The sequence below is a fragment of the Chryseobacterium sp. S90 genome (assembly GCF_047444895.1).
Classification (GTDB): Bacteria; Bacteroidota; Bacteroidia; order Flavobacteriales; family Weeksellaceae; genus Chryseobacterium.
Map to the genome: position 1 here is coordinate 188,373 of NZ_JBLGCX010000001.1, position 14,476 is coordinate 202,848.

The following is a 14,476-nucleotide window of genomic DNA, read 5'->3' on the forward strand; positions in this document are numbered from 1 at the left end:
TTGCAGTTTTGACAGGTCTATATTCGCAAATACTACGCCAAAATTTTTAAATTTTGTTAAAACCCGCATAAAATAAGATAAAAGCCTTATTTTCGCATAATTGATTTAATACTATGAAAAATTGGACTTTTAGGCAATGGAACACCGTTTTAGGATGGGTGATTTTCGTCATTGCGTTTTTCACGTACTTGTCCACCATAGAACCCAATTTCAGTTTTTGGGATTGTGGCGAGTACATTTCTTCTGCAGTAAAACTTGAAGTAACGCACGCTCCCGGAGCTGCTTTATTCCAGATAGTGGGTGCCGTGGCAGCCATTTTTGCATTAGGGAAAGGCGAAAATTATTCCATCGTGATCAACGCGATGTCTGCATTGTTCAGTGCGCTGACTATTTTATTTTTGTTCTGGACGATAACTCACTTTGTGAGAAGACTTCTAAACAAAGATTTTGAAGAAATTACAAAACATCAGGAAATCTCTATTTTATTTGCAGGAGCAGTAGGAGCACTTTGCTTTACCTTCTCAGATACCTTCTGGTTCTCTGCAGTAGAAGGAGAGGTTTACTCTATGGCTTCTATGTTTATTGCGCTTTTGGTCTGGTTAATCACCAAATGGGAAAATGAGTACAAAGCGGGAGACAGTGAAAGATGGATTATTCTTATTTTCTTCGTTTTAGGACTTTCTGTAGGGGTGCATATGATGGGTATGCTGGCAATTCCTGCAGTATGTCTGGTATATTATGCAAGAAATTATAAGTTTACCTGGAAAAACTTTATCTGGGCAAACCTTATTACACTGGGAATTTTGATTATTGTTTTCAAAATTATCTTCCCTTTGATTATGACGATGTTCGGAAGACTTGAGATTTTCTTTGTAAATGGCCTTGGACTTCCTTTCCACTCCGGAACAATTGCTGCTTTTGTTTTAATGGTAGCGATCTGCTATTTCTTAATCAAATATGCAAGAAAAGCAAAGAAAAACATCTACCAGACTGCTGCGTTATCTGTGGTTTTCATGATGATCGGGTTCTCTTGCTGGATGGTTATTCCTATCAGAGCCAATGCTAATCCACCGATGAACCTTAATGATCCTGATACTGCAATTGGTATGCTGGACTATTATAACAGAGAGCAGTATGGTGACTGGCCAACAATCTATGGACAGAATTATACAGCTTTCCTTGATGCTAACGGAATCGAGAAAAATGAAGACGGAAGCTTTAAGACACAAAAAACCGGTGAGATCTACGAAAAAGACGAGAAAACCGGAACGTACAGAAAGACAGGAGACCGTTTCAATTACGTTTTCAACAAATCTCAGGTAAGCTTAATGCCGAGAATGTTTAATGAAGATAAGGATGTAATGGCTAACTATATTTCAATGTATGGTGCCCCTGATTTTACATTCAATTATGGAAATGAAGATGTGGCAGACAATCCACAGGCTAAGCAGATTTTTGATGAGCTGAGAGCAAAATACGAAGACAAGTCGATCACCGCTTCAGATTATCTGAAAGTAAAACCTTATAACCTTATCAATGTTCAGAAGCCTTCATTCCTTCAGAATATGGAGTATTTCATTTCTTTCCAGAACGGATACTACTTTGTAAGATATTTGATGTGGAACTACGTAGGAAGACAGAACGACCTTGAAGGAAACATGGAGAGTACAAAAGGAAACTGGATTTCCGGAATTCCTTTCGTAGATAATGTAAATGTAGGAAATCAGGATAAACTGCCTGCTAAATTCAAAAATGAAAGTACGGTAAAATTCTTCTTCCTTCCGTTGATTTTAGGTCTGATTGGGTTCTTTTTCCAGTTAAACAGAGACTTCGGAAGATTCTATGCATTGTTATCTTTATTTATATTAACAAGTGTAGGGATTATTTTCTATACAGGGGTAAAACCTTTTGAGCCAAGAGAGAGAGATTATGCAATGGTAGGTTCATTCTACGCATTCGCGATATGGATTGGTATGGGAGCAGGAGCAATTCTATGGTTTTTGCAGTCTAAAATAAAATCAAACGGAGCTAACATTGCTCTAGGTGTGGTTTTATTAGGTGTACCTTTCATGATGGGCTTCCAGAACTACAATGTTCATGACAGAAGCAACAGATATACCGCTTACGATTATGCGTATTCAGTTTTAAAATCATTACCGAAAAACGATATCCTTTTCGTTTACGGAGATAACGATACTTATCCGGTTTGGGCGATCCAGGAAACAGAAAGATTCAGAGATGATGTGAAGGTAGTGAACTTTACCCTTGCTTCAACGCCCTGGAACCTTGATCAGATCAAGAGAAGAACTTACAACGCTATGGGAATCCCTAGCCAGCTGACCCACGAAGATTACAGAGATGGTGTAAATGACCAGATCTATATGATGAAGAAAGAAGATTGGGAAGGTGTTTTCTCTATGCTGAAAGAACAGGGAGCACCGGAAACAGAATTCCAGTCTTTCAGAAAGTATCTTACTCAGGATTCTTTAACATTGAAACAGGCTATTGAATTCATTAAATTCAAATCTCCTGAAAAAGACGAGTTGTTGAAAATGTACTTCGGGGAAGAGAAATTTGAAAAATACAATATCCTTCCGGTAAATAAATTCATTCTTCCTGTCAATAAAGAAAATGCTTTAAAAGCAGGAATCATCAACAAAGAAGATCTTCCGAATGTAGCCAATCAGATTATGATTACTTACAAAGGAAATACATTGTATAAGAACAACCTGATTCTGATGGATCTTTTAGCGAACTTCGACTGGAAACGTCCGATCAACTTCTCATCAGGAGGTATCTATGACAGTGAAAATATTTTCTATCTTAACGATTACCTTCAGTTTGACGGATTCAGTTACAGATTAATTCCTATCCAAACACCTCCGACAGCTGATGGAGATATGGGAAGAGTAGATACGAATTCTCTTTATAATGTAGTGAAAAACTTCAGATGGGGGAACTTCAAAGACTTAAATGCTCATTTTGATGAAACGGCTACTTCCAATATCATCAGCTACAGAATGTCAGCGAGCAGAGCTGCAGCAGCACTTGCATTGAGCGGACAGAAAGCTAAAGCATTAGAAATTCTGGATCTTGCAGCCAAAGAAATTCCTGCTGAGAAATATAACGACCCTCGTTCATTAAGCTCTATTGTATCAGGATATATCATTGCAGGTCAGGAGCAGAAAGGTCTTCAGATTGCTGAGGTTCTTAAGAAAGGAATCTTTGAAGAATATGATTATTATTTAAGCCTTTCCAAAGCAGATCAAAGCTACCTGAGAAGACAGATGAGAACAAAGCCTATGGAATATTCTCTTGTAGTAGCTGCCGTAACGGATGCTTACACGAAGATCGGGCAGAAAGAAAAAGCATATGCTTATCTTGTAAAATCTATTGAGCCTATTGATAAGAAGTTCAATATATTTGTCAAAGATCTTCAGGAAATGGGCAAAGAGAAGGCGATGAAAGAGTCTGAAAATGTACAGCAGATCACGCCATTCTATCAGTATTTATTTGATGTCATGGAACCTTATGATTCTACTTATTCAAAAGAAAAAGAAAATCAGATTACTACTGCGATTATCAAAGCAACTAAATAAAATACTTAAAACGGGACTTCGGTCCCGTTTTTTTATTATTGGGATTAAGGCTATATTTGTGAAAGTAAAAATACATAATGGCTGAAACACAAAATAGCAAATTCCCAATCTATGCCGTAATTGTTACGGTTCTTTTTAAACTTCTTTTTTTATTAACACACTATATTCAGGAAGATGCATTTATTACCTGGAGAGTGGCTCAAAATCTACTGGATTACGGAGTAATCGGATTCAATGGAGATGTCAAAATCTCTGCATCTACCACTCATCTTTATGTTTTTGTGTCTTACCTTTTCAATTTTGTTTTTGGAAAAGAAAACTTTATTGAACCTCTTTTGATTTTTAATTCTATACTGTTTACGATAGGAACTTTACTGCTTTCCCATTTGGTTCTTAAAAACCCGTGGCATAAAGCAATCTTTATATTTTTGATCGGTATTTTACCGCCAGCAATTAAAATATCAATTCTCGGAATGGAGTACGGAATCCTGTTTTTCCTTGAGATGGCATTGCTGTATTATGGTTTCCATAAAGGGAAAAAATGGGTATTGACACTTCTTCCGGTATTAATCATGTTTACAAGAATTGATACCGTCATATTCCTGGGAATTGTATTTCTTGTAGATATATTCTGGAACAGAAAAATCAGATGGAATTATATTTTTGGAGGTATTCTTGGTGTTTTATCCACGGTTGCTTTCAACTGGCTTTACTTTGGTGAGTTGGTTAATAATACCATTACAGCGAAAAAACTACTTTATAGTGAGAATTTTACGATCCAACAGCATATCGGTTACTTTTTTAAGAGTTTCGGAAACTTTTGGGGAATGCTGAAAGTTCCCGGAGATTTCAATCCTATGACTATTGTGATCTTGATTTTTGAGTTACTTTGCTTTATTTATCTGATCAGACAAAGAGAAAAGAGAAACTACTTTTTATGGATGATCTATCTTTTCGGATGGGTAAAACAGATTATTTTCATTTCTCAGAAAAGCTTGTTCGACTGGTATTATTGGGTACCGCAGCTGCTGCTTTTCGTTCCTGTTCTTATTTTTGTCCTGGAACAAAAGGAGAAGAGAAACCTGTGGTTGTCATTACTTGTTATTTTCTATATTTTCCCAATGCTTATTTTCCAGACTGTTCACTGTATTGCAACAGGAAACGGAGAGTGGAACTACCGCAGAACAATTGGAACCTTTTTAAACCAATATGAAAAAGATAAAAACCAATGGATCTTACTGGAACCTGCGGGTTATGTACCTTACTTTTCAGGATTAAAAACAATTGATGAGGTTGGATTGGTTGATAAACAGATTCAGGAAGAGATTAAAAAAGATAAAGTAAACTACTGGATCAATACCGTAAAAACAAGAAAACCGAAATATCTTCTTTCTTACCAAAACCTTTACGAAGGGAACAGTGCAAATTCATTGTATTATCAAACTCATTACAGACTCTTGAAAGAATTCCGTGTGAAAGATCATCTGAAAAGTGATAATAAGATTCTGGAAAAAATTTACAACCTGAAACCTTCCGGAACAGACTATAATTTGTACATTAGGGTTGATTAAAAGATTGAAATATTTAAGTATTTAAAGATTAAAAAATAAGGAGTTCTCATAACTTTTTCACTCTCAAACCCTCAAACCCTCAAACTTACAACCTGCAACCTAGTATCTAATCCCTAATCCCTGAAAAAATGAAATACTGTGCTTTTCTCCGTGGTGTCAATGTAAAAGGAACCAATATGAAAATGGCTGATGTCTGCCAGGTTTTTAAAGATGCCGGTATGAAAGACGTGAGCTCAATATTGGCTTCCGGAAATATTGTGTTTTCTTCAGATAAAAGCGTGGAAGAACTAAAGACCATTCTTGAAAAAGCGATGTCTGAATATTTTTCGTATGAAGCTTTTTTGTTTGTAAAATCTCAGGCAGAGACAGAGGTTTTTTGGAGCAGTATTCCTTTTGAGAAAAATGAAAACTTCCATATTTATAGTTTTGTAGGAATTCCGGGTGTGGAAAAAGTTTTGATGGAAGAGTTTCAAAAAGCAGTCCAGGCAGAAGACGAAAAAGCGAAGATTATCAATGATATATTTTATTGGCAGGTTCCGAAAGGGAATACCTTAGATTCTACCTTTGGGAAGGTTTTAGGAAAGAAAAGTCTTAAAGATCAGTTGACCAGCAGGAATGTAAATACATTTGAGAAGATTTTGAAGAAATTCTAAATAAATTATTGCGGATGCTTCGACAGGCTCAGCATGACACCGTTAAAAAATAACATTAATGTAATGTGGCCTCGCCGTGTTTGTACATTGATTGTTTTATATTGTTTATTATAATTTTCACATTAATAAAACAGCTGGTATTAGAGTTGTCATGCTGAGCCTCTCGAAGCATCTGTCAATTCATAACCGGAAATTCAATCTTCTTTTGATTACCATATTGTCTATTGTAAGGTACACATTAATAAAACAGCTAGTATTAGAGTTGTCATGCTGAGCCTGTCGAAGCATCTATCAATTAATAACCAAAAATCCAAAAGAGTTAAAAACTATTGCAACCATAGCCTGTTAAAGCAACCAAATAATTTCCAAATCTGAAACTTTCTCAGTATTTTTACTGAACTTTTTAATTACAACAAAATGATTCAGTATTTAGATAATATTTCGCACAAAGATTCAAAAAACTTTTTCCTTATTGCCGGACCTTGTATTATTGAAGGGGAAGATATGGCATTGAGAATTGCTGAAAAAGTAATCAATATCACAGATAAATATAATATTCCTTATATTTTCAAAGGGAGTTTCAAAAAGGCTAACAGAAGCCGTGTAGACTCTTTCACAACCATTGGTGAAGAAAAATCTCTTGAAATCCTTAAAAAGGTGGGAGAGACCTTCAATATTCCTACAACAACGGACATTCATGAAAATGAGCATGCAGCGCTGGCAGCACAATATGTAGATGTTCTGCAGATTCCGGCATTCCTTGTTCGTCAGACTGATTTATTAATCGCAGCTGCGAAAACAGGAAAATGTGTTACCCTGAAAAAAGGACAGTTCCTTTCACCGGAAGCAATGAAGTTTGCCGTTCAGAAAGTAACAGATTCTGACAACCAGAAAGTAGCGATTATTGAAAGAGGAAATTCTTTCGGATATACAGACCTTATCGTAGATTACAGAGGAATTCCTACCATGAGAGAATATGCTCCGGTTATTTTAGATGTTACACACTCTTTACAGCAGCCTAACCAGAATTCAGGAGTTACAGGTGGAAGACCAGACCTTATTGAAACTGTTGCTAAAGCAGGAATTGCAGTAGGAGCAGACGGAATTTTCATTGAAACACATCCTACACCGGAAACCGCTTTATCTGATGGTGCCAACATGTTAAGATTAGATTTATTAGAAGATTTGTTACAAAAATTGACAAGAATTAGAGAATCGATTTTGTAATTGTTAAAAAAACATTAATTTTAGAAATTCTAAAACATTTCTTTTGAAAAAACTAGTTTTACCGCTAAGCCTTATGGTCCCGTTTCTGATTTTCTCCCAACAAAGAAAAAAGGATACAGCGACCACTAGAGTAACCGATATAGAGGAAGTTGTCTTCCAGAAAAAAGCAACAGGAAGAACAAACGACCTTACCAATGTGAGAATTTCAGCAAAAGAAGCAAAATCTGTGGCTTCTATCAACGGTGGAATTGAAGGATTGCTTAAGACACTTCCTTCCGTAAACTCCAATACCGAGCTGTCTTCCCAATATATGGTTCGTGGTGGAAACTATGATGAAAACCTTATCTACATCAATGATATTGAGATCTACAGACCTTTCCTGATCAGAAACTCTCAACAGGAGGGGATGAGTATCATCAATCCGGATATGGTTTCTGCAGTTAATTTTTCTGCAGGAGGATTTGAGGCCAAGTATGGTGATAAAATGTCTTCTGCTTTAAATATCTATTACCGTGAACCTGAAAAATTTGAAGTTTCAGGAGAGGCCAGTTTAATTGGAGGTAGGCTGACAACAGGCCTAGCTTCAAAAAATAAAAAATTTACAGCCTTATTTTCAGGAAGATACAGAAACACCAATCTTGTTCTTAATACCTTGAAGGAAGATACGGACTTTAACCCGACGTATTGGGATTTCCAGTCTTATCTGAATTATCATGTCAGTGATAAATTCTCCATGTCATTTATCGGATATTATTCCAAGAATGATTACGAGATGATCCCTAAGGCAAAAAGTGTTACTTTCGGAAGTCTTCAGCAGCCTATCACTGTAAATATAGGATATGCGGGTAAAGAAAACGACCAGTATAAAAATATGATGGGGACATTCTCCATGAATTATAAGCCGGCTGACAAATGGAAGCTTACTTTGGATGCTTTTGCGTATCAGAATAGAGAAAGAGAATATTATACCATTCAGTCAGCATATGAACTTCAGACGTTTGATCCGGTAACACAGCAGCCTGTGACCTCTTTCGATGTTGGAGGCCAGATAGAACATGCAAGAAATGATTTATTTGTAAGAACATACGGTACACAGTTCAGAGCCAAATTTTCTCCTAATGTAAACACTGACTTTGAAGTTGGATTTAAATATGAGAAAGAAAACCTGAAAGATCTTACTAATGAATGGAAATTGGTAGATTCCGCAGGATACAGCCTTCCAAGACCGGAAATCATCGATCCGAGAACGGGAACTACCGGTGATCTTAAACTGGCTTATTATATTGCAGGACAGAATAATATTGAACCTACAAGAGTTTCAGCATATGCACAATATTCACAGAAGTTCTACTGGGGAGCCAGTAAAGTATTTGTAAATGCCGGAGTACGTGTTGCGAATTGGAGCTTCAATAAAGAAACGATATTCTCTCCAAGAGCCCAGTTTGCTATAAAACCTGATTGGGACAGCGATATGTTGTTCAAAATTTCAGGAGGAATCTACTATCAGTCGCCTTTCTATAAAGAAATTAAAGATTTGGATGGTAATTTTAACTCCAATATAAAGTCACAGCGCTCTATTCAGGTGATTCTTGCCAATGATTATGAGTTCCAGATGTATGACAGACCATTCAAACTAACTACGGAGCTTTACTACAAGAAAATGGATAATCTGATTCCGTATTATATGGATAATGTGAGGATCCGTTATTCCGGGCAGAATAACTCCAAAGGATATGCGTATGGTATTGATACAAGATTATTTGGAGAATTTGTACCTGGTGTAGATTCGTGGTTATCTGCGAGTTATGCCAGAGTATACGAAAATATTGATGGAAAAGGCGATATTCCAAGACCTACAGATCAGAGATTAAGATTTGCGATGTTCTATCAGGATTATATGCCAAGCTTCCCGTCAATGCGCGTAAACCTTACTTTAGTATATGCTATGGGATTGCCTACAGGTGCTCCTGTACTATTCAACAGTAATGGGCAGCCGGATTTTAATGCGGCATATAATTATCAACAGACCCTTCCTTCTTATAAAAGAGTAGATTTAGGATTGACAAAAGTATTCATTGATCCAAAAGAAAAAAATAAGAGATCAGGATTCTGGGGTAATTTCGAGGAGCTGACATTAGGCGTTCAGGTTTTCAACGCATTTAACATTAACAACACTGTAGCGAACCAATGGATCACTGATTATAACAGCAATTATATGTATCCTGTTCCGGTACGTCTTACAGGACGTTTCTTTAATGTGAAGTTAGAGTTTAAACTGTAAAAAATTAAAAGATGAGGTTGATGTTAATCTCTCAAAAAATAAATAAGAGCTTTCGGAGAAATTCGGGAGCTTTTATTTTACCCGAATTTTGTAACAACATTACCAAATTTTATAACAACGGTCTCAGAGATATTTTTATCTTTGTCCTATCAATGAAAAAGATTCTTGCCATATTGTTTTCTATTTTCTACTTCGGTTTTTCTTCCGGAGCAGCTTTTAGCATTCATTATTGCATGAAGGAATTTGTTTCTGTAAGCCAGAAAACAGATGGTATCTGTGCTAAATGCGGTGTGAAAGACAAAAAAAAATGCTGCAAAACAGAGATCAAAGTAGTAAAAGTAGATGATTCCCAGAAATCAGATCTGCTTAAAATTGACTTTTTAGGCCAGATTTCAGAAATTCCTGTGAAACATCAGTTTCCTATTATTGATAAGTCTTTTTCAGCTACCAAGTATACTCAAATCCAGATTAATGGACCACCTGAATACCGGCCGGTCCCAATCTACATCAATCATTGTAATTTTAGAATTTAGAATTCGTCTGTCGTTTTCTGTATCATTACCATGTACAGTTACAGGCGACATGTCCTGACGCATATTCCTGATGCGTTACCCATTATTCTTTATTAAAAATTAATTCTAAAATTTAAAACAATGAAAAAATATATCATTACAGCAGCCTTATCTATATTCTCAATCATTTCATTATCAGCACAATCTAAAAAGGATGCTCAGGTTTCTAAGCTGTATCAGAACTATATTGCAATCAAATCAGCACTAGCTTCAGATGATGCTGACAAAACTTCAAAAGCCGCAACAGAATTCATTAAAACAGCTTCAGCCATTGACTATAAAATGGTTTCGGAAGGGAATCTGAATGTTCTTAGAAAAGATGCTTCTGTTATTTCCGAAGCAAGAAATGTTACCGCTCAAAGAGAAACCTTTCTCAATCTTTCAGACAATATGATCGCTTTAACCAAGGAGTTCAAACTTTCTGAAAATCCAGTCTATGTACAATATTGCCCAATGGCAGATGGCAGCTGGCTGAGCGATGAAAAACAGATTGCCAACCCATACTACGGGAAGTCTATGCTTTCATGCGGAAGCGTAAAGTCAGAGTTTAAATAATTAGTCTATTATTCTTTAAAATAACAAGTTGTATAGCTTAATTTATAATTGACTTTAAGTTGTGCAACTTCTAAAAACTTTGAAATATTATGAAAAAACTGATAATGTTTCTGGTGCTGTTATTCTCTGTTTTTACTTTCGCACAAAATACAAAAACGTATTATACCTGTCCGATGCACGCTGAAGTGGTGTCCTCAAAACCTGGGGACTGCCCGAAATGCGGAATGACTCTGGTTAAAAAGACAGCCGTTGTAAAACCGGAAGCGAAATCTGCAGCTAAAACAGAAACAAAGGCAAAACCTGCAGAAACAAAAATAAATAAGGCAAATAAAGTAAAGGAAACAACTAAGATTGAGCAAGCAAAAGTAATAAAGCCTTCTGTTCAGCCAGAAAAAAAAGTTATATCAACAGTTAAAGCTCAAACTACTTACACATGCCCGATGCATCCTGAAGTAGTTTCGGATAAGCCGGGAAAATGTCCTAAATGCGGGATGGATCTTGTAGAGAAAGAAGATCATTCTCATGTACAGGCTGAAAATCCAAAGGAAGAAAAATCTGTTTTAAAACGTAATTCAGAAAACGGAAGAATTACTTTTGGTGGGAAAACGGTTCGTTACGATCTGTATGTAAAAGATACCATTGTCAATTTCACCGGAAAAAACAGGAGAGCGATTGCGATCAACGGGAAACTTCAGGCTCCGACTTTATATTTTACGGAAGGAGATACAGCAGAAATTTACCTGCACAATATGCTTAAGGAAAATACAGGATTGCACTGGCACGGAGTAATTCTTCCTAATGAACATGACGGAGTTCCATATCTTACGACAAAACCTGTAACGCCCGGAGAAACCCATTTATACAAATTCAGAGTTTCCCAAAACGGAACGTATTGGTATCATTCCCACGAAGCACTTCAGGAACAGATAGGAATGAATGGGATTTTGGTTTTTAAGAAAAGAGAAGGTGAGCCGAAAACAGAATACAATGCTGAGATTCCGGTATTGCTGGGAGATTGGAGTGATGATAATCCGATGCAGATTGCAAGAAGACTTCATATGGCCAATACAGACTGGTATGCTGTAAAGAAAAATGCAGTACAGAGTTACTGGGAAGCCATCAAGTCCGGAAATTTAGGGACAAAAGCATTGAATGAATGGAAAAGAATGGAGGCGATGGATGTGAGTGATGTCTATTATGATAAATTCCTGATCAATGGAACTCCAAGTTCAGATTATTCCAATCTAAAGCCTGGAGACAAAGTAAGATTAAGAGTGGCCAACGGAGGTTCATCTACCTATTTCTGGCTGAATTACGGAGGCGGAAAGATAAAAGTAGTCGGAAATGATGGAAATGATGTAGTTCCGACAGAAGTTGACCGTTTGATTGTCGGCGTTTCTGAAACCTATGATATTGAAGTCACGATTCCGGAGAATAAAAGCTTTGAATTCAGAGCGACTTCAGAAGACAGAATAGGACACGCTTCCCTTTGGCTGGGTTCAGGTGAGAAGGTAGAAGCTCCCAATCTTCCAAGGCTGATGCTTTTTGAAGGAATGAAAATGATGAACGGCATGATGGAAATGAGCGGAAATATGAAGCCTATGACCATGACGATGGGAAATCAGATGATGGATATGAACGAAGTAATGTACCCGGAATTATCTGAAAATCAAAGAAAAACTACAGCCAAACACATCAATGAGATGATGGGAGTGAAGACGAAGGAAGATAAAAAGGAGGATCATTCTCAACACTCAGGAATGGATATGGCAGAAGAGAAAACCATTAAAAGACTGTCTTACAATATTTTAAAATCTCCTGAAAAAACAATTCTTCCTACAGACAGCATCCGTGAAATGAAGTTTACGCTGGAAGGGAATATGAACCATTATCTGTGGACTCTGGATAATAAAACCGTAACGGAAACAGATAAGATCCTTATAAAAAAAGGAGAAGTTCTTAGAATTAAAATGTATAATAATTCTATGATGCGCCACCCGATGCACCTTCACGGTCATGATTTCAGATTAATCAATTCAAAAGGAGAATATTCTCCATTGAAAAATGTGGTAGATATCATGCCAATGGAAACCGTAACGATAGAATTTGCAGCCAATCAGGATGGTGACTGGTTTTTCCACTGCCATATCTTATACCATATGATGGCGGGAATGGGAAGAATCTTCAGTTATGAAAACTCTAAACCCAATCCACAGCTTCCGAACAGAAAATTAGCCTGGAAAAACTTTATACAGGATAATAAAATGACCAGTTCTATGGCGATGCTGGATGTAGCAAGCAATAAGATTCATGCAGAAACGATGACGATGTTCGGACCAAGATGGGCTAACCTGAATGAGTTTCATTCCAACTGGAATTTTGATCATTTTGAAGGAAGTGCAAAAGTAGGACGGTTTTTAGGAAAATTCCAGTGGGCGCTTCCCTATGCAGGAGTAAGAGTTCAAAAAAATCATGAGATCATGGAAAGACAGATGGCAGAGGATATGGGTATGGATTTTCATGGGAAAAAGACCTGGTTCGGACAGCAGAAAGCTTCCAAAAACAAATTTGCATTCATGGTAGGTATGCAGTATGTACTTCCCATGTTGATTACAGCTGATGCAAGTGTAGACCAGAACGGAAAAGTACTGTTAGAACTGAGCCGTGAGGATATTCCACTTTCAAGAAGACTGAGAGGAAACTTCAGCGTCAATTCTGATGGTGAATTCTCAACAGGAATGAGGTATATTCTTCAAAAATGGTTATCCGTTTCCGGAAACTATGATAATGAAATGGGCTGGGGTGCAGGTGTTACTTTAACGTATTAATTTTTTTAACCATATTATTTAAAAAACAATGAAAAATATAATAACCGTACTGTTTGTGGGAGCCACATTATACTCTTGTAATAAACCCAACAGTAAAATATCTGAGAAGAAAGCAGAACCGGAAATTAAAACGACGGGCAAAACTGAACCTGCAGAAATCTCAAATCAGGAGGTAAAAGAAACCCCGGAAGAAAGTAAAAAAGAAACCGGCGAGCTTTCAGCTTTTCCGATTCAACAAATTATCAAAGGCTACCTTCCTCTAAAAAATGCCCTGGCTCAGGATGATTCTAAAAAAACTTCCGATGCGGCTAAAAGTCTGTTTTCTATATTAAAGAAAATAGATATCAGTAAAACCGATGCAAAAAGCAATTCTGAATTGCGTGATATTGTAGAAAGTGCAGCGGAAAACGCAGAGCATATCGGTGAAAAATCTGATGATATAGCTCATCAGAGAGAACATCTGTTATCCTTGAGTAATGATATTACTGATTTAATAAAAGAAAAGGGAACTGGCGGATTGAAATTATACCAGGACTTCTGTCCAATGTACAATAATGGAAAAGGCGGAACCTGGATCAGTGAATCAGAAGAGATTATCAATCCATATGAAGGACAGAAAATGATTAACTGCGGATCTGTAAAGAAAGTATTTTAAAATAGTAAAAAGAGATGAACCGACACATGAAAAACATATTGCTAGGGTTTGTTCTAATTTTTTTACTTATTCAGATTATTCAGCCTGCCCGTAATATTGATTACGGGCAGGTTCCTTCTACAGATATCTCAAAGGTTTATAAACTTCCTGAGAATGTGCAGTCTGTTCTTAGAAATTCATGCTATGACTGTCACAGCAATTCTACTCATTATCCATTTTATTCTTATATACAGCCTTTAAGTTATTATCTTGAAAAGCATATTAAAAAAGGAAAAGAAGAATTGAATTTTAATGAATGGGGGAGCTACAGCCATCGTAAACAGACTAATAAATTAGAATCTATTGTGAATCAAATACAGCAGAAAAAAATGCCGCTTACTTCTTATACTTATCTTCATCCGGAAGCGAAACTTTCCGAAAAACAGATAGGAGAAATAGTTCATTGGATAGAGCTGACGCAGGCTGAAAAGGAAAAATAAGAACTTAAAAACAAAAGCCATCTCGTGAAAGTGAGATGGCTTTATTTAATTGAATA

At 36.6% G+C, this 14,476-nt stretch carries 10 protein-coding genes; all 10 read left to right on the forward strand.

The window, feature by feature from the left end; translation table 11 throughout:
* The first annotated feature begins 113 nt into the window (after positions 1-113).
* The 10 genes from ACLMCG_RS00960 (at position 114) to ACLMCG_RS01005 (ending at position 14,420) form a co-directional block, all read left to right on the forward strand.
* On the forward strand, positions 114-3,599 hold the full coding sequence (locus tag ACLMCG_RS00960; RefSeq protein ID WP_413958431.1) for a DUF2723 domain-containing protein: 3,486 nt from the start codon (positions 114-116) through the stop codon (positions 3,597-3,599).
* Between the two features lie 77 nt (positions 3,600-3,676).
* Positions 3,677-5,170: a hypothetical protein gene (locus ACLMCG_RS00965; RefSeq protein WP_413958432.1), complete on the forward strand. Its 1,494-nt coding sequence runs from the start codon at positions 3,677-3,679 to the stop codon at positions 5,168-5,170.
* A gap of 128 nt (positions 5,171-5,298) precedes the next feature.
* On the forward strand, positions 5,299-5,823 hold the full coding sequence (locus ACLMCG_RS00970; protein ID WP_413958433.1) for a DUF1697 domain-containing protein: 525 nt from the start codon (positions 5,299-5,301) through the stop codon (positions 5,821-5,823).
* A 417-nt stretch (positions 5,824-6,240) separates the two neighbouring features.
* Positions 6,241-7,050, forward strand: coding sequence for a 3-deoxy-8-phosphooctulonate synthase (gene kdsA / locus ACLMCG_RS00975; protein ID WP_047385197.1), 810 nt, complete (start codon positions 6,241-6,243; stop codon positions 7,048-7,050).
* A 43-nt stretch (positions 7,051-7,093) separates the two neighbouring features.
* Positions 7,094-9,331: a TonB-dependent receptor plug domain-containing protein gene (locus tag ACLMCG_RS00980; protein ID WP_213279591.1), complete on the forward strand. Its 2,238-nt coding sequence runs from the start codon at positions 7,094-7,096 to the stop codon at positions 9,329-9,331.
* A 152-nt stretch (positions 9,332-9,483) separates the two neighbouring features.
* Positions 9,484-9,864, forward strand: coding sequence for an HYC_CC_PP family protein (locus ACLMCG_RS00985; protein ID WP_413958434.1), 381 nt, complete (start codon positions 9,484-9,486; stop codon positions 9,862-9,864).
* 120 nt (positions 9,865-9,984) lie between these two features.
* On the forward strand, positions 9,985-10,458 hold the full coding sequence (locus ACLMCG_RS00990) for a DUF3347 domain-containing protein (RefSeq protein ID WP_413958435.1): 474 nt from the start codon (positions 9,985-9,987) through the stop codon (positions 10,456-10,458).
* 89 nt (positions 10,459-10,547) lie between these two features.
* Positions 10,548-13,286 carry a multicopper oxidase domain-containing protein gene (locus ACLMCG_RS00995; RefSeq protein WP_413958436.1) on the forward strand — a complete coding sequence of 913 codons (2,739 nt, stop codon included), beginning with the start codon at positions 10,548-10,550 and terminating at the stop codon, positions 13,284-13,286.
* Between the two features lie 28 nt (positions 13,287-13,314).
* The gene (locus ACLMCG_RS01000; protein ID WP_413958437.1) at positions 13,315-13,941 is read left to right on the forward strand and encodes a DUF3347 domain-containing protein; all 627 of its coding nucleotides are present in this window, start codon (positions 13,315-13,317) and stop codon (positions 13,939-13,941) included.
* Between the two features lie 26 nt (positions 13,942-13,967).
* A complete protein-coding gene (locus tag ACLMCG_RS01005; protein ID WP_413958438.1) occupies positions 13,968-14,420 on the forward strand; it encodes a heme-binding domain-containing protein in 453 nt (150 codons plus the stop codon).
* Positions 14,421-14,476: the final 56 nt, after the last annotated feature.